Source organism: Geodermatophilus sp. SYSU D00815 (assembly GCF_054050035.1).
In genome coordinates this window covers 40,179-57,236 of record NZ_JBJGYO010000014.1, presented here as the reverse complement: position 1 = coordinate 57,236, position 17,058 = coordinate 40,179, and the positions used below count along the sequence as shown (strand labels likewise).

Below are 17,058 nucleotides of genomic sequence, written 5' to 3'. Positions count from 1 at the left end.
CAGGGACGGTCGTCGATCAGGAGGTGGGGATCTCCTGGTCGGCGACGATCTCGCCGCCCTCGACCTTGTACGCCCACACCGCGATCTCCTCGACCTCACCGTTGTCGCCGAAGGAGACGTTCTTGGTGATGCCCTCACCCGAGTAGCCGTTCACGAACTCGAGCATCGCCTCGCGGTCGGTGTTGCCCTCGTCGATGCCGGCGAGGAACACGTTGGCCGCGTCGTAGGCCTCGGCGGAGTAGGTGCCCGGCGCCGCGCCGAACGCCTCCTCGAAGGCGGTGAAGAAGTCCTGCTGCTCCTCCGGCGGCAGGCAGGGGCAGGTGATGATCGTGCCCTCGGCGGCGTCACCGGCGGCCTCGATGAAGCCGGGGTCCTTGACGCCGTCGGCGACGACGAACGTGGCCTGCACGCCGGCGCCGCGCATCTGCTGCACGATCAGGCCGGCCTCGGCGTAGTAGCCGCCGAAGAAGACCGCCTCGGCGCCCGAGTCGCGGATCGCCGTCACCGTGGCCGAGAAGTCGGTCTGCCCGGTCTGGATCGTGTCGGTGCCGACGACGGCGTCGCCGAGGTCCGAGACCACGATCTCGGCCAGGCCGGCGCCGTACTCCGAGGCGTCGTCGACGACGAACACCGTCTGGCTGCCCAGGACGTCGCTGATGTAGGAGGCCGCCGCCGGCCCCTGGGTGGCGTCGTTGCCGAGGATCCGGTGGAAGGTGTCCCAGCCGTTCTCGGCCAGCGCCGGGTTGGTGGCCGACGCGGTGATGGTGGGCAGCCCGCCCTCGGCGAAGATCGGGCCGGCGGTGTTCGACTCGCCGGAGAAGGCGGGGCCGACGATGCCGACGACGCTGTCGTCGCCGATGGCCTGCGTGGCCAGACCGGTGGCCTGGTTGGGGTCACCCGCGGAGTCGTACTCCTCGAGCGTCACCTGGCAGTCGGCGTTCTCCTCGTTGTGCTGGTCGACCGCCAGCTGGACGCCGTTGCGGATGTTGATGCCGAGGTTGGCGGCCGAACCGGTCAGCGCGCCGAAGAAGCCGATGGCGACGTCCTCGCAGCTGCCGGCCGCGGTGCCACCGCCGCCGGAGCCCTCGTCGTCACCGCCCGTGGTGCCGCCGCACGCGGTGAGCACGAGCGCCGCCGCGAGGAGCGCACCACCGTTCTTGATCGAGAAACGCACAGAACCTCCCGTGCCTGGGTCGGCGAGCCGCCTGTCGGCGCGCCGCACGTCTCGCCGCCCCACGGACAGCGCCGGGACACAGTAGGTCGCGGGATGCGCCCGCGGGGACGGCCTGGCACCAGTCGTGACCGTCTCGTGATCGCAGAAGTGGCGCTGGGCGCGGCCTCAGGCCGGAGAACCCTCCGGCGCGGCGTCCTCGGCCAGCAGCTTCTCCGCCAGTGCCTTCATCGAGGTGCGCTCGTTCATGGCGGTCCGCTGGATCCAGCGGAAGGCCTCGGCCTCGGTCAGGCCGCGCTCGGCCATGAGCTTGCCCTTGGCCTTCTCGACGACCTTGCGGGCCTCCAGCCGCTCCTCGAGCGTGCGCACCTCGCCGTCGAGCGCGGTCATCTCGGCGAACCGGGCGCGGGCCACCTCGATCGCCGGCACCAGGTCGTTCTTGGAGAACGGCTTGACCAGGTAGGCCATGGCGCCGGCGTCCCGGGCGCGCTCGACCAGTTCCCGCTGGCTGAACGCGGTGAGGACGATGACCGGTGCGGTCCGGGCCCCGGCGATCTGCTCGGCGGCCGACAGCCCGTCGAGCACGGGCATCTGGATGTCGAGGATGACCAGGTCGGGACGCAGCTGCTGCGCCTGCTCCACCGCCTGCTGCCCGTCACCGACCTCGGCGACGACGGTGTAGCCCTCCTCCTCCAGCATCTCCTTGAGGTCGAGGCGGATCAGCGCCTCGTCCTCGGCGATGAGGACCCGGATCGTCTCGCTGCTCACGGTGCGGAAGCCTAGCCGTGCGGGTCGTGCGCCGTCCGTGCCGTTCGCCACCCTCGCGACGGCGCCCGCTACCCTGCTGGAGGCCGGGCCGCCCGGCGCGCCCCCGTACCCCAATCGGCAGAGGGAGCGGATTCAAAACCCGCGCAGTGTGCGTTCGAGTCGCACCGGGGGCACCGTCACGGCGATCCTCCGGATCGCACCCCGGCCAGGTGCCGTTCCCCTGCTGCGCCGAGCCCTCCCGTCGTCCGTCGGGGACCTCCCGGCCCCCCGCTCCTCACGACACGGCGCGGCCCCCCGCCGGTGCCCCCACGGCGGTCAATACGGTGGCTGCGTGACCGGCCACATGACGCCCGAGCAGTTCCGCCAGCACGGCCACGAGGTGGTCGACTGGATCGCCGACTACTGGTCGCGCATCGGCTCCCTGCCGGTCCGCTCGCAGGTGTCCCCCGGCGACGTCCGCGCCGCGCTGCCGCCGTCGGCCCCCGAGCAGGGCGAGCCGTTCTCCGCGGTGCTGGCCGACCTCGACCGCGTCGTCGTCCCCGGCCTCACCCACTGGCAGCACCCGGGCTTCTTCGGCTACTTCCCGGCCAACACCTCCGGCCCGTCGGTGCTCGGCGACCTGGTCAGCTCCGGCCTCGGCGTGCAGGGCATGTCGTGGGTGACCAGCCCGGCCGCCACCGAGCTCGAGCAGCACGTCCTCGACTGGTTCGCCGAGCTGCTCGGGCTGCCGGAGTCCTTCCTGTCCACCGGCCCCGGCGGCGGGGTGGTCCAGGACTCGAGCTCCGGGGCCAACCTGGTCGCCCTGCTGGCGGCGCTGCACCGGGCGAGCAAGGGCGCCACCGTGCGCCACGGCGTCGAGCCGGACCGGGCGACGGTCTACGTCTCGGCCGAGACGCACTCGTCGATGGAGAAGGCCGTGCGCATCGCCGGCCTGGGCAGCGACGCCGTGCGCGTCGTCGAGGTGGACGGCGACCTGGCGATGCGCCCGGCGGCGCTCAGGGCGCGGCTGGAGCGCGACACCGCCCGCGGCTTCACGCCCGTGCTCGTCTGCGCCACGGTCGGGACGACGTCGACGACGGCGGTGGACCCGCTGGCCGAGCTCGGCCCGATCTGCCGCGACCACGGCGTCTGGCTGCACGTCGACGCCGCATACGCCGGCGTGAGCGGGATCGTCCCCGAGCTGCGCGGCCTGCAGGCGGGGGTGGAGTGGGCCGACAGCTACACGACCGACGCGCACAAGTGGCTGCTCACCGGCTTCGACGCGACCCTGTTCTGGGTCGCCGACCGGGCGGCGCTGACCGGGGCGCTGGCGATCCTGCCGGAGTACCTGCGCAACGCCGCCACCGACGCCGGGGCGGTGGTCGACTACCGCGACTGGCAGATCGAGCTGGGCCGGCGCTTCCGCGCGCTCAAGCTGTGGTTCGTGCTGCGCTGGTACGGCGCCGAGGGGCTGCGGGAGCACATCCGCACGTCGGTCGCGCTGGCGCAGGAGCTCGCCGGGTGGGCCGACGCCGACCCCCGCTTCGACGTGCCGGTGCCGCACCCGCTGTCGCTGGTGTGCCTGCGGCCGCGCTGGGCCGACGACGTCGACGCCGACGTCGCGACCATGACGCTGCTGGAGCGGCTCAACGACGGCGGCGAGGTGTTCCTGACCCACACCGCGGTCGGCGGGCAGGTCGTGCTGCGGGTGGCGGTCGGCGCTCCCGCGACCACCCGCGCGCACGTCGAGCGGGTGTGGGCGCTGCTGCGCGAGAACCACGACTGGCTGGCCGACGACTTCGCCGAGCAGGCCGCCCAGCGCGCCGCCGAGCAGGCGGCCGCCCGCGCCGAGGCCGAGCGGGTCGCCGCGCGGCGCCGTGCCGAGCGGGAGGCCGCCGAGCGCGCCGAGGCCGAGGCCGGGCCGCAGCCCGACGAGGCGGTGGCGGAGGCCGAGGCGGGGCCCGCGGCGGGGGCGCCGGCGGTCGAGACCCCGGCGACCCAGGACGAGTCGGCCGCCCAGGCCACCGCCCAGGACGACCTGCGGACGACCTGACCCCCGGTGCGTCTCAGGTCGCCACGGACCGGATGAGCCCCTCCTGGGCCACGGTGGCCACGTGGGTGCCGTCGGCCGCCCAGATCTGCCCGAGGCAGAGGGCCCGGCCGGCGGACGCGGCCGGGCTGTCGCCTTCGAAGAGGAACCACTCGTCGGGGCGCACGGGCGCGTGGAACCAGACGGCGTGGTCGAGGCTCGCCCCGACGAAACCGCCCCAGCCCACGCCCAGGCGGGCCAGCCCGGCCGAGAGCAGCGTGAGGTCGCTGGCGAACGTCAGCGCGGCGGCGTGCACGGCCGGGTCGTCGGGGAGCCGGCCCAGGACCCGCAGCCACGTGCGGTGCTGGGTGTGCGGCGGCGTCTTCGCCGTCGGCTCGAACGGGTCCTCGAGGAACCGCTGCTCGATGGCGACCCCCATCGCCTTCATCCAGGCGGCGCGCTCCGGGTGGCGGGCGTACATCGCGGGGATGTCGGGCAGCCCGTCGGGACCGGGGACGTCGGGCATGGGCAGGGAGTGCTCGGCGACCGCCTCCTCCCCCGCCGTGAAGTCGGCGGTCAGCGCGAAGATCGCGACGTCCTCGCCCTTGCGCCGCTGGTGGGCCAGCACCCGGCGGGTGGTGAACGTCCGGCCGTCGCGGATCCGCTCGACGACGTAGCGGATCTCCTCGGCCGGGTCGCCCGGGCGGAGGAAGTACCCGTGCAGCGAGTGCACCGCGCGCTCCCCCGGCACGGTGAGCCCCGCGGCCATGAGCGCCTGGCCGGCGACCTGCCCGCCGAAGATGCGCTGCTGGTCGGTCGCGGGGGTCTGGCCGACGAAGACGTCCTCGTCGCGTTCCTCGAGGCCGAGCACCGCCATCAGCGGCGCCGTCGGCTCGCGCGTCACGAGTCCGTGCCCACCTCGTGCACCCGGATCAGGTTGGTCGAGCCCACGGTGTTCGGCGGGCTGCCGGCCACCACGACGACGCGGTCGCCCTCCTTGAGCCGGCCGATGGCCAGCAGCGAGAAGTCCACCTGCCGGACCATGTCGTCGGTGTGCGAGACCTGCGGCACGATGAAGGTCTCCACGCCCCAGGAGAGCGCCAGCTGGCTGCGCACCCGCGCGTCGACGGTGAACGCCAGCAGCGGCTGGCGCGGGTGCAGCGCGGCCAGGCGGCGCGCGGTGTCGCCGGTCTGCGTGAACGCCGCGAGCGCCTTGACGCCGAGGGTCTCGCTGATGTCCCGGGCGGCGCGCACGATCGCCCCCGACCGGGAGCGGGAGACCCGGACCAGCGGCGGCACCGGCGCGTGCTCGCTCTCGACCGCGTCGATGATCCGCTCCATCGTGCGGACGGCGGCGATCGGGAACTTCCCCACCGAGGTCTCGCCGGAGAGCATCACCGCGTCGGCGCCGTCGAGGACGGCGTTGGCGACGTCGGAGGCCTCCGCCCGGGTGGGCCGCGACGAGCCGATCATCGACTCGAGCATCTGGGTGGCCACGATGACCGGCTTGTTGCGCTCCCGCGCCGCCTGGATCGCGCGCTTCTGGACCAGCGGCACCTTCTCCAGCGGCAGCTCCACGCCGAGGTCGCCGCGGGCCACCATGATCCCGTCGAAGGCCTCGACGATCGCCTCGAGGTTCTCGATCGCCTCGGGCTTCTCGAGCTTGGCGATGACCGGGACCTCGATGTCCTCCTGGCGCATGATCTCGCGCACCAGCTCGACGTCCGCCGGCGAGCGCACGAACGACAGCGCGATGAAGTCCACCGACAGGTGCAGGGCGAAGCGGAGGTCCTCCTCGTCCTTGTCCGACAGCGCCGGCACGCTGACCGCGACGCCGGGCAGCGACAGGCCCTTGTTGTTGGAGACCGGGCCGCCCTCGACGACCAGGCACCACACGTCGGGGCCGTCGACGTCGACCACGGACAGCGCCAGCTTGCCGTCGTCGACGAGCAGCCGGTCGCCGACGCGCACGTCGCTGGCGAGGCCCTTGTAGGTGGTGGAGACGCGCTCGGCGGTGCCGACGACGTCCTCGACGGTGATGCAGACGCGGCTGCCGGTCTGCCAGACCGCCCGGCCCTCGGCGAAGGTGCCGAGGCGGATCTTCGGGCCCTGCAGGTCGGCCAGGACGGCGACCGCGTGGCCGGTGGTGTCGGAGGCCTGCCGCACGACGGTGTAGGCGGCCTGGTGGTCGGCGTGGGACCCGTGGCTGAAGTTCAGCCGGGCCACGTCCATCCCGGCCTCGACGAGCGCCGTGACCTGCTCGAGGGAGCTGGTGGCGGGGCCCAGGGTGCAGACGATCTTCGCGCGGCGGGGCATGGGGCAAACGCTATAGGCCCTGCTCGCCGCCCGCGGGCCCGACCCCTGTGAACGCTCACATGGGCCCCACGAGCCCCCCTGCGGGGCCCCGCCGCGAGAGAGCGGCGGGACCCTGCGGGGGACCTGGTCAGCGGAGGGCGACCGCGGTGGGCGTGATCGGCCGGGGCAGCATCGAGTCGCCGGTCAGCCACGCGTCGACGGCGCCGGCGGCGGCCCGGCCCTCGGCGATCGCCCACACGATCAGGGACTGGCCGCGGCCCATGTCACCGGCGACGAACACGCCGGGCACGGTGGACATGAACTCGCCGTCGCGCGCCACGTTGCCGCGCTGGTCCATCTCCACGCCGAGCGTCTCGAGCAGGCCCTCGCGCTGGGCGCCGGTGAAGCCCATGGCCAGCAGCACGAGGTCGGCGGGGAGCTCGCGCTCGGTGCCCTCGACCTTCTGGAACCGCCCGTCGACCCGCTCCACCTCGTGGAGGAGCAGCGCCCGGACGCGGCCCCGGGCGGGGCCCTCCTCGTGACCCAGGAAGCGCTCGGTGTTGACCGAGTAGAGCCGCTCGCCGCCCTCCTCGTGCGCGCTGGAGACGCGCATGATCATCGGGTAGGTCGGCCACGGGTTGCTGCCCGGGTCCCGGCGGTCCGGCGGCGCCGGCATGATCTCCAGCTGGGTCACCGAGGCCGCACCCTGGCGGTGCGCGGTGCCGAGGCAGTCGGCGCCGGTGTCACCGCCACCGATGATCACCACGTGCTTGCCGGTGGCGCTGATCGGCGGCTCGTCGAGCTCGCCGAGGGCCTGCCGGTTGCCGTAGGGCAGGTACTCCATGGCGAGGTGGATGCCGGCGAGCTCGCGGCCGGGGGCGGGCAGGTCGCGGCCGATCGTGGCGCCGCCGGCGAGCACGACCGCGTCGAACTCGCCGCGCAGCTGCTCCACCGACAGGTCGGCCTCGGCCGAGCCGCCGACCTCCACGCCGGTGACGAACCGGGTGCCCTCGGCGCGCATCTGGTCCAGCCGCCGGTCGAGGACGGCCTTCTCCATCTTGAACTCGGGGATGCCGTAGCGGAGCAGGCCGCCGATCCGGTCGGCCCGCTCGAACACGGTCACGTCGTGCCCGGCCCGGGTCAGCTGCTGGGCGGCGGCCAGCCCGGCGGGACCGGAGCCGACGACGGCGACCTTCTTGCCGGTGCGCTCCTGCGGGGTGACCGGCCGGACCAGGTCGCGCTGGAACGCCTGGTCGATGATCTCCCACTCGATCTGCTTGATCGTGACCGGGGACTCCTGCAGGTTGAGCACGCAGGAGCCCTCGCACGGCGCCGGGCACAGCTTCCCGGTGAACTCGGGGAAGTTGTTGGTGGCGTGCAGCCGCTCGATCGCCTCGGTCCAGTCGTCGCGGCGGGCGAGGTCGTTCCACTCCGGGATCAGGTTGCCCAGCGGGCAGCCGTGGTGGCAGAACGGGATGCCGCAGTCCATGCAGCGGGCGGCCTGCTCGCGCAGGGCGCTGACCGGGAAAACGGCGTCCTCCCCGCTCTCGCGGGAGAGGTAGACGTCCTTCCAGTCCAGCAGCCGCAGCTCGACCGGGCGCCGCGGGGGCAGCTTCCGCTCGTACTTGAGGAATCCGGTCTGGTCAGCCACGGGCTGCCTCCATCAGAGCCAGGTCGACGTCGGTGCCGTTGGCCTCGGCCATCCGCTGGGCCTCGAGCGCGCGGCGGTAGTCGCGCGGCATGATCGTGCTGAACTGGTCGGCCCACCGGCCCCAGTCGGCCAGCAGCGCGGCCGCCACCGGCGACTCGGTCTCGGCGTGGTACCGCACCAGCACGTCGCGAAGCCACTGCGCGTCCTCGCCGTCCAGCGCCTCGATGTCCACCATCTCGGTGTTCACCCGGTGCCGCGGCAGGTCGAGCACGTAGGCGATGCCCCCGCTCATGCCGGCCGCGATGTTGCGCCCGGCCGGGCCGAGGATCACCGCGCGGCCGCCGGTCATGTACTCCAGCGCGTGGTCGCCGACGCCCTCGACGACGGCCAGCGCGCCGGAGTTGCGCACGCAGAACCGCTCGCCGACCCGGCCGCGCAGGAAGATCTCGCCGCCGGTCGCGCCGTAGCCGATCACGTTGCCGGCGATGACGTTGTCCTCGGCGGCGAAGGTGGCCTCGCGCGCCGGGCGGACGACGATCCGCCCGCCGGAGAGGCCCTTGCCCACGTAGTCGTTGGCGTCGCCGAACAGCCGCATGGTGATGCCGCGGGGCAGGAAGGCGCCGAAGGACTGGCCGGCCGACCCGGTGAAGGTCAGGTCGATCGTGCCGTCGGGCAGGCCCTCGCCGCCGAAGCGGCGGGTGACCATCGAGCCCAGCATCGTGCCGACGGTGCGGTTGACGTTGCGCACCGGCAGCTCGAGGCTGACCGGCCGCGCGTCGAGCAGCGCGCCCTCGCACAGCTGGATCAGGGTCTGGTCCAGGGCGACGTCGAGGCCGTGGTCCTGGTCGCGGACCTTGCGCCGCGCCGCCCCCTCGGGCAGCTCGGGCACCGACAGCATCGGCGAGAGGTCCAGCCCGGCGGCCTTCCAGTGGTCGACCGCCTTGCGGGTGTCGAGCAGCTCGACGTGGCCGATCGCCTCGTCCAGCGACCGGAAGCCCAGCTCGGCCAGGTACTGGCGCACCTGCTCGGCGAGGAACTCGAAGAACGTGACCACGAACTCCGGCCGGCCGGTGAACCGCTTGCGCAGCTCCGGGTTCTGGGTGGCGACGCCGACCGGGCAGGTGTCGAGGTGGCAGACGCGCATCATCACGCAGCCGGAGACCACCAGCGGAGCGGTGGCGAAGCCGTACTCCTCGGCGCCGAGCAGCGCGGCGATGACCACGTCGCGGCCGGTCTTCATCTGCCCGTCCACCTGGACGACGATCCGGTCGCGCAGGCCGTTGGCCAGCAGCGTCTGCTGGGTCTCGGCCAGCCCCAGCTCCCACGGGGAGCCGGCGTGCTTCAGCGAGGTCAGCGGCGCCGCGCCCGTGCCGCCGTCGTGCCCGGAGATCAGGACGACGTCGGAGTGCGCCTTGCTCACCCCGGCCGCGACCGTGCCCACCCCGACCTCGGCCACCAGCTTGACGTGGACCCGCGCCTGGTTGTTGGCGTTCTTCAGGTCGTGGATCAGCTGCTTGAGGTCCTCGATCGAGTAGATGTCGTGGTGCGGCGGCGGGCTGATCAGCCCGACCCCCGGCGTGGAGTGCCGGGTGCGCGCCACCCACGGGTAGACCTTGCCGCCGGGCAGCTGGCCGCCCTCGCCGGGCTTGGCCCCCTGCGCCATCTTGATCTGGATGTCGTCGGCGTTGACCAGGTACTCGCTGGTGACGCCGAAGCGGCCGCTGGCCACCTGCTTGATCGCCGAGCGGCGCAGGTCGCCGTTGGGGTCGGGGACGAAGCGGTCGGGGTCCTCGCCGCCCTCACCGGTGTTGGAGCGCGCCCCGAGCCGGTTCATCGCGATGGCGAGGGTCTCGTGCGCCTCCTGCGAGATCGAGCCGTAGCTCATCGCGCCGGTGGAGAACCGCTTGACGATCTCGCTGACCGGCTCGACCTCGTCGATCGGCACGGGCGGGCGCGCGCCGGTCTTCAGCGTGAACAGCCCGCGCAGCGTCGCGGCGTCCTCGGAGAGCTTGTCCACGGTCTGCGTGTAGCGCTCGAAGACCTCGTACTGCCGCGAGCGGGTGGCGTGCTGGAGGAGGAACACCGTCTCGGGGTTGAACAGGTGCACCTCGCCCTCGCGGCGCCACTGGTACTCCCCGCCGGTCTCCAGCCGCCGGTGCGCGCGCTCGGTCGGGTTCTCCGGGTAGGCACGGCGGTGGCGGATGGCCACCTCCTCGGCCAGGACGTCGATGCCGACGCCGCCGAGCGGGCACGAGGTGCCGGTGAAGTACTCGTCGACCACCTCGCGGGACAGGCCGACGGCCTCGAAGATCTGCGCCATCGTGTACGAGCCGACGGTGCTGATGCCCATCTTGCTCATGACCTTCAGCACGCCCTTGCCGAGCGCCTTGACCACGTTGCGCACCGCCTGGGTCGCCTCGACGCCGGTGAGCGAGCCGTCGCGGATGAGGTCCTCGATCGACTCGAACGCCAGGTACGGGTTGACCGCGGCCGCGCCGTAGCCGAGCAGCAGCGCGACGTGGTGCACCTCGCGGCAGTCGCCGGACTCGACGACCAGGCCGACCTTCATCCGGGTCTTCTCCCGGATGAGGTGGTGGTGCACCGCGGAGGTCATGAGCAGCGACGGGATGGGCGCGCGCTTCTCGTCGGCGTCGCGGTCGGAGAGCACGATGACCCGGGCGCCGGCCGCGATGGCCTTGCTGACCTTGGTCCGCAGGTCCTCGATCGCCCGGGCCAGCGCCGGCCCGCCGCCGTTGACGTCGAAGTGGCCGGTGATCCGCACGGCGGCGAAGCCGGGCAGGTCGCCGTCGTCGTCGATGTGCAGGATCTTGGCCAGCTCGTCGTTGTCGATGACCGGGTACGGCAGGAACACCTGCCGGCAGGAGGCCGGCACGGCCTGGAGCAGGTTCTGCTCCGGGCCGAAGGTGCGCCCGAGGCTGGTGACCAGCTCCTCGCGGATGGCGTCCAGCGGCGGGTTGGTCACCTGGGCGAACAGCTGGCCGAAGTAGTCGTAGATCAGCCGCGACCGGTCCGACAGCGCCGCGACGGGGGTGTCGGTGCCCATGGAGCCGATCGGCTCGGCGCCGCTGGAGGCCATCGGCGCGAGCAGCAGCCGCAGCTCCTCCTCGGTGTAGCCGAAGATCAGCTGGCGGCGGACGACGGACTCGTGGCTGGGCCGCGCCCGGCGCCGCTCGGGCAGCGACGGCAGGTGGACCAGGCCGGCGTGCAGCCAGTCGTCGTACGGCTCGGCGGCCGCGAGCTCGCCCTTGACCTCCTCGTCGGAGACGATCCGCCCGGCGGCGGTGTCGACGAGGAACATCCGGCCCGGCTGCAGCCGGCCCTTGGCGACGACGTCGGCGGCCGGGATGTCGAGCACGCCGACCTCGCTGGCCAGGACCACCAGGTCGTCCTTGGTGTGCCACCAGCGGCCCGGGCGCAGGCCGTTGCGGTCGAGGACGGCGCCGATGAGCGTGCCGTCGGTGAACGCGACCGCCGCCGGCCCGTCCCACGGCTCCATGATCGAGGAGTGGAACCGGTAGAAGGCCCGGCGGGCCGGGTCCATCTCGTCGTGGTTCTCCCAGGCCTCCGGGATCATCATCAGGATCGCGTGCGGCAGCGACCGGCCGGACAGGTGCAGCAGCTCGAGCACCTCGTCGAAGGTCGCGGAGTCGCTGAAGTCGCTGGCGGTGATCGGGAAGATCCGCTCCAGGCCCAGCTCGGCGGCCGGGCTGGCCTCGGGCGCGTCGAAGAGCTGGGTCTCGAGCATCGCCTCGCGGGCGCGCATGCGGTTCCGGTTGCCCTTGACCGTGTTGATCTCGCCGTTGTGCGCGATCAGCCGGAACGGGTGGGCCAGCGGCCAGCTCGGGAAGGTGTTGGTCGAGAACCGGCTGTGCACCAGGGCGATCGCCGACTCGTAGCGCTCGTCGCGCAGGTCGGGGAAGAACGCGGGCAGCTGGTCGGTGGTGAGCATGCCCTTGTAGCCGAGGGTGCGCGAGGACAGCGAGACCACGTACAGCGAGCTGCCGGCCTCCCGCGCGGCGCGCTCGGCCCGCTTGCGCAGCACGAACGCGCGCCGCTCCAGCCGGGTCACGCCGTTGCAGGTGACGGGGCCGCCGTAGGCCTTCGCGTCGGCGCGCGCGGCCATGGTCTCGGCGACGAAGACCTGGGCGAAGTGCGGCATGACGGCCAGCGCGGTGGGGCCGACGTCGGCGCCCTCGGGGTCGACCGGCACCTCGCGCCAGCCCAGGACGGTCAGCCCCTCCTCGGCGGCGAGCCGGGCGACGTCCTCGACCCGCGCGGCGCGCTCGGCGTCGTCGACGGGGAGGAACGCCAGGCCGACGGCGTACTCGCCGAGCGGCGGCAGGTCGAAGTCGACGCTGGCGCGCAGCAGCCCGTCGGGGATCTGGGTGAGGATGCCGGCGCCGTCCCCGGAGTTGGGCTCGGACCCGGCGGCGCCGCGGTGGTCGAGGTTGTGCAGCGCGGTGAGCCCGGCCGCGACGATCGCGCGGGACCGGCGCCCGCGGGCGTCGGCCACGAACGCGACGCCGCAGGCGTCCTTGTCGTTCGCCGGGTCGTACAGGCCGTGCGCCTGCGGGACCGCGGAGAAGGGCACGGCGGGGGCGGAGAGCTCGGACATGTCACTCCCGTCGTCGGCTGGCACCCGCGCCGGTCGGGGGAGGACGGTCGCGAGGGGGCCGGGGTGGTCAGTGGTGGGCGGCAGAGGGACCGCGCGCGTTCCGCTTGTCACCGGACGGCTCGGCACCGAGGGCCCACCGGTCGGGTGTCCGTTGGGCTGTCGTCCACGGGGCGGCACTGGCCCGGTTCCGACGAGGTCGGGCCCGACCAGGATCGCTGGCGGGTCCGGTCAGAAGAGTACACAGCCGTAACACACGGCGAACCGGAGTAAACCCGCCGCGCGGCGCGTCCTCGTCAGCGAGTCGGGCCGGGCGGCTGATCGGGGCGTCCGCGCTGGTCAGCGGCGAGCCGCCGCTCCGGGGCGGCGCCGTCGTCGGGCTCTTCCGCGGCCGCCGCCGAGGCCGCGCCGCCGCCGGCCGGCCGTTCCGCGGGCGCGACTGTGTCCTTCGTCGCGCCCCGGCGGATGACCTCGCGGGGCCGGCCGCGCTGCCAGACCATGTAGGCGACGGCGAGCAGGCCCACGATGACCGAGGTGAACACGTTCAGGCGCAGGCCGAAGAAGGTCTCGGCCTCGTCGATGCGCAGCGTCTCGATCCACCCGCGGCCCAGGCAGTACAGCGCCACGTAGAGGGCGAAGGCCCGCCCGTGCCCCAGCCGGAAGCGGCGGTCGGCCCACACGACCACGGCGGCGGCGAGCAGGTTCCACAGCAGCTCGTAGAGGAACGTCGGGTGGTAGGTGGCCACGTCGAGGTGGTCGGCCAGCCGGTGCGCGGGGTCGATCTCCAGCGCCCACGGCAGGTCGGTCGGGCGACCGTAGAGCTCCTGGTTGAACCAGTTGCCGAGCCGTCCGACGGCCTGGGCGACGAGGATGCCCGGCGCGATGGCGTCGGCGAACGCCGGCAGCGGGATCCCCCGGCGCCGGCACCCGATCCAGGCGCCGACGGCGCCCAGCGCGATGGCTCCCCAGATGCCGAGGCCGCCCTCCCAGATGGCCAGCGCCTTGAGCGGGTCCCCGCCCTCGCCGAAGTACGGCTCGGGCGTGGTGAGCACGTGGTAGATCCGGCCGCCGACGATGCCGAACGGCACCGCCCACACGGCGATGTCGAGGACGTCGCCCTTGGCGCCGCCGCGCGCGACCCAGCGCCGCTCGCTGATCCAGCACGCGGCGACGATGCCGGCGATGATGCACAGCGCGTAGGCCCGCAGCGGGAAGGGACCGATCTCCCAGACCGCCTGCGACGGGCTCGGGATGGACGCGAGGTTCACCGGAGCACCGTACGGCGCCGGACGCCCTCGGCGAGGTCGCTCGCCAGCGCGCCGGCCGCGGCGGCGCCGCTGCGCTCGTCGGCGGCGTCGAGCAGGACCCGCACGAACGCCGAACCGACGATCACGCCGTCGGCGAAGGCGGCGACCTCGGCGGCCTGGTCGGCGTTCGAGACGCCGAGCCCGACGCAGACGGCGAGGTCGGGCGCGGCCGCCCGGGTGCGGGCGACCAGCTTCTCGGCGGCGTCGCCGACCGTGGCGCGGGTGCCGGTGACGCCCATGGTGGAGGCGGCGTAGACGAAGCCGCGGCAGGCCGCCGTGGTGGACCGCAGGCGGACGTCGGTGGACGACGGCGCCACCAGGAAGACCCGGTCGAGGCCGTGCGCGTCGGAGGCGGCGATCCACCCGCCGGCCTCCTCGGGGATGAGGTCGGGGGTGATCGCCCCCGCTCCCCCGGCGGCGGCGAGGTCGGCGGCGAAGCGCTCGACGCCGTAGCGCTCGACGGGGTTCCAGTAGCTCATCACCACCGGGACGGCGCCGGCGGCGGCCACCGCCTCGACGGCCCGCAGCACGTCGCGCATGCCCACCCCGGCACGGACGGCGACGTCGACCGCCTGCTGGATGACCGGCCCGTCCATGCCCGGGTCGCTGTACGGGACGCCGACCTCCACCACGTCGGCGCCGCCCTCGACCGCGGCCACCATCGCCGCGATCGAGCCCTCGACGCTCGGGTAGCCGACCGGCACGTAGGCGATCAGCGCCGCCCGCTCCTGCGTCCTCGCGCCCGCGAGCGCCTCGGCCAGCCGTGACCCGCCTCGACTCCGCGCTCGCTCCGCTCCTCGCTCGCCGGCGCTCGCCGCGAGGCTCGCTCGCGCGTCGTTCTCGGAGCTCACGCCGACTCCCCCGCCTCGGAGCCGGGGACGGCCTCGTCGTTGGTGACGGCGCCCTCGGTCGGCCGCTGGTCGGTGTCCAGGCCCGGCCCGGGGGCGGCGTCGTCCCGGTCGCCCAGGCCGAACCACCGCGACGCCGTCTCGACGTCCTTGTCGCCGCGGCCGGAGAGGTTGACCAGCAGCAGCGGAGGTTCCCCCGCCCGCCCGCCGGCCCCCTCGGCCACCAGCTCGCGGCCCAGCGCCAGCGCCCCGGCCAGGGCGTGGGCCGACTCGATGGCGGGGATGATCCCCTCGGTGCGGCACAGGAGCGCGAAGGCCTCCATCGCCTCGGCGTCGGTGACCGCGCGGTACTCGGCCCGCCCGATGTCGTGCAGGTAGGAGTGCTCCGGGCCGACGCCGGGGTAGTCGAGACCGGCGCTGATCGAGTGCGACTCGATGGTCTGCCCGTTCTCGTCCTGCAGCAGGTACGAGCGGGCGCCGTGCAGCACGCCCGGCGTCCCACCGGTGATCGTGGCCGCGTGCCGCCCGGTCTCCACGCCGTCCCCACCGGCCTCGAGGCCGACGAGCCGCACGCCCTCGTCGGGGACGAACGCGGTGAAGATGCCGATGGCGTTGGACCCGCCGCCCACGCACGCCAGGACGGCGTCGGGCAGCCGGCCCTCCCGCTCGAGGACCTGGGCGCGCGCCTCGTCGCCGATGACCCGCTGGAAGTCGCGGACCATCTCGGGGAACGGGTGCGGCCCGGCCACGGTGCCGAAGACGTAGTTGGTCGTCTCGACGTTGGTGACCCAGTCGCGGAAGGCCTCGTTGATCGCGTCCTTGAGGGTGCGCGAGCCGGTGCTGACCGGGACGACCTCGGCGCCGAGGAGCCGCATGCGGGCGACGTTGAGCGCCTGGCGGCGGGTGTCCTCCTCGCCCATGTAGATGGTGCAGGACAGTCCCATCAGGGCCGCCGCCGTCGCGGTGGCGACGCCGTGCTGGCCGGCGCCGGTCTCGGCGATGACCCGCTGCTTGCCGATGCGCTTGGTGAGCAGCGCCTGGCCCAGGACGTTGTTGATCTTGTGCGAGCCGGTGTGGTTGAGGTCCTCGCGCTTGAGCAGGACGCGGGCGCCGCCGGCGTGCTCGGCGAACTTCGGCACCTCGGTGATCGGGCTCGGGCGGCCGGTGTAGTCGCGCTGCAGGCGGTCGAACTCGGCCAGGAAGGCCGGGTCGACCCGCATCGCCCCGTAGGCCTCGGTCAGCTCGTCGAGGGCGGCGATCAGGGCCTCCGGCACGAAGCGGCCGCCGAAGATCCCGAAGTGCCCCGTCGCGTCCGGCCAGCCCGGTCGCGCCGGCTCGAGACGGTCCTCGGGCGGGTGCAGCGCGCCGGTCGTCATGCCGCCATTGTCCCGCGCCGCGGCGGCCCTCCTGCAGGGGCCCGCCCCGAGCGCGCGGGGGCCTCTCAGCGGGCGGCGCGCGGGGTCGCGGGGTGGGACCCCGCGGTGACCAGGTCGGCGACGGCCTGGCGCGCGTCGCCGGCGGTGACGAGGCCCTCGCCCACGAGGACGGCGTCGGCGCCGGCCGCCGCGTAGCCGATGAGGTCGTGCGGGCCGCGGACGCCGGACTCGGCGACCTTGACCACCCCGGACGGCAGCCCGGGGGCGATCCGCTCGAAGGTCGACCGGTCGACCTGCAGGGTCGTGAGGTCACGGGCGTTGACGCCGATCACCGAGGCGCCGGCGGCCAGCGCCCGGTCGGCCTCGGCCTCGGTGTGCACCTCGACCAGGGCGGTCATGCCCAGCGACTCGACCCGCTCGAGCAGCCCGGTGAGCGCGTTCTGCTCCAGCGCGGCGACGATGAGCAGGCAGACGTCGGCACCGTGCGCCCGGGCCTCGTGCACCTGGTAGCTGGAGACGATGAAGTCCTTGCAGAGGACCGGCACGTCGACGGCGGCCCGGACGGCGTCGAGGTCGGCGTGCGAGCCGCCGAAGCGCCGCCGCTCGGTGAGCACGCTGATCACCCGCGCGCCGCCGGCGGCGTACTGGCGGGCCAGGTCGGCCGGGTCGGGGATGTCGGCCAGCGCCCCCTTGGACGGGCTCTGCCGCTTGACCTCGGCGATGACGCCGACGCCGGGCGCGCGCAGCGCGGCCAGGGCGTCCAGCGCCGGCCGCGCGTCGCGCGCGGCGGCCTTGACCTCGGCCAGCGGCGTGAGCGCCTCGCGGCCGGCGAGGTCCTCGCGCACGCCGGCGACGATCTGCTGGAGGACGTTGCCGCCGTTCCCCGGGGACGCCGTCACGACGCCACCGTGCCGGGGAGTGGGCCAGCGCACACGCCTCCGGGGTTTCCACAACTCTGCACGGGTACGTCCCCTCACCAGGCGGATCGGTGGAACCACTCT

11 protein-coding genes and 1 tRNA gene are annotated in these 17,058 nt (G+C 74.0%); 2 read left to right on the top strand and 10 right to left on the bottom strand.

The annotated features are described in order from the left end of the window. Positions 1 to 16: 16 nt before the first annotated feature. Both ACI78S_RS16075 and ACI78S_RS16070 read right to left on the bottom strand, forming a co-directional pair. Entirely contained in the window at positions 17 to 1,174 is a 1,158-nt protein-coding gene (locus ACI78S_RS16075; protein WP_456975068.1) for a branched-chain amino acid ABC transporter substrate-binding protein, read from the bottom strand. A 165-nt stretch (positions 1,175 to 1,339) separates the two neighbouring features. Then, entirely contained in the window at positions 1,340 to 1,939 is a 600-nt protein-coding gene (locus ACI78S_RS16070; protein ID WP_456975066.1) for an ANTAR domain-containing response regulator, read from the bottom strand. A gap of 99 nt (positions 1,940 to 2,038) precedes the next feature. Between ACI78S_RS16070 and ACI78S_RS16065 the strand changes: the two genes are divergently transcribed. After that, positions 2,039 to 2,112, top strand: a tRNA-Leu gene (locus tag ACI78S_RS16065). A gap of 158 nt (positions 2,113 to 2,270) precedes the next feature. Further along, complete coding sequence (locus ACI78S_RS16060) at positions 2,271 to 3,971, top strand: aminotransferase class V-fold PLP-dependent enzyme (RefSeq protein ID WP_456975064.1); 1,701 nt, start codon at positions 2,271 to 2,273, stop codon at positions 3,969 to 3,971. A gap of 13 nt (positions 3,972 to 3,984) precedes the next feature. Here the strand turns inward: ACI78S_RS16060 and ACI78S_RS16055 are convergent, their stop codons facing one another. From ACI78S_RS16055 to trpC, 8 genes are all read right to left on the bottom strand, one after another. Next, positions 3,985 to 4,851, bottom strand: coding sequence for an acyl-CoA thioesterase (locus tag ACI78S_RS16055; protein WP_456975062.1), 867 nt, complete (start codon positions 4,849 to 4,851; stop codon positions 3,985 to 3,987). After that, complete coding sequence (gene pyk / locus ACI78S_RS16050; RefSeq protein ID WP_456975060.1) at positions 4,848 to 6,263, bottom strand: pyruvate kinase; 1,416 nt, start codon at positions 6,261 to 6,263, stop codon at positions 4,848 to 4,850. The genes ACI78S_RS16055 and pyk overlap by 4 nt, the downstream gene beginning before the upstream one ends. Positions 6,264 to 6,390: 127 nt before the next feature. Further along, positions 6,391 to 7,893, bottom strand: a complete 1,503-nt coding sequence (locus ACI78S_RS16045; protein ID WP_456975058.1) for a glutamate synthase subunit beta — start codon at positions 7,891 to 7,893, stop codon at positions 6,391 to 6,393. Then, on the bottom strand, positions 7,886 to 12,529 hold the full coding sequence (gltB, locus tag ACI78S_RS16040) for a glutamate synthase large subunit (RefSeq protein WP_456975056.1): 4,644 nt from the start codon (positions 12,527 to 12,529) through the stop codon (positions 7,886 to 7,888). Before gltB ends, ACI78S_RS16045 begins: the two co-directional genes overlap by 8 nt. A gap of 293 nt (positions 12,530 to 12,822) precedes the next feature. Continuing rightward, complete coding sequence (gene lgt, locus ACI78S_RS16035; RefSeq protein WP_456975054.1) at positions 12,823 to 13,794, bottom strand: prolipoprotein diacylglyceryl transferase; 972 nt, start codon at positions 13,792 to 13,794, stop codon at positions 12,823 to 12,825. After that, the gene (gene trpA, locus ACI78S_RS16030; RefSeq protein WP_456975052.1) at positions 13,791 to 14,684 is read right to left on the bottom strand and encodes a tryptophan synthase subunit alpha; all 894 of its coding nucleotides are present in this window, start codon (positions 14,682 to 14,684) and stop codon (positions 13,791 to 13,793) included. Before trpA ends, lgt begins: the two co-directional genes overlap by 4 nt. Beyond that, positions 14,681 to 16,057, bottom strand: coding sequence for a tryptophan synthase subunit beta (gene trpB, locus ACI78S_RS16025; RefSeq protein ID WP_456975050.1), 1,377 nt, complete (start codon positions 16,055 to 16,057; stop codon positions 14,681 to 14,683). Before trpB ends, trpA begins: the two co-directional genes overlap by 4 nt. A 65-nt stretch (positions 16,058 to 16,122) precedes the next feature. Next, positions 16,123 to 16,956 (bottom strand): indole-3-glycerol phosphate synthase TrpC, encoded by an 834-nt coding sequence (gene trpC, locus ACI78S_RS16020; RefSeq protein WP_456975048.1) that lies wholly within the window; start codon positions 16,954 to 16,956, stop codon positions 16,123 to 16,125. Between the last annotated feature and the right edge of the window lie 102 nt (positions 16,957 to 17,058).

Excerpts from the sequence above, each read along its gene's own strand:
- gltB (WP_456975056.1), bottom strand. The coding sequence starts at position 12,529 with ATGTCCGAGCTCTCCGCCCCCGCCGTGCCCTTCTCCGCGGTCCCGCAG.
- trpB (WP_456975050.1), bottom strand. The coding sequence starts at position 16,057 with ATGACGACCGGCGCGCTGCACCCGCCCGAGGACCGTCTCGAGCCGGCG.
- pyk (WP_456975060.1), bottom strand. The coding sequence starts at position 6,263 with ATGCCCCGCCGCGCGAAGATCGTCTGCACCCTGGGCCCCGCCACCAGC.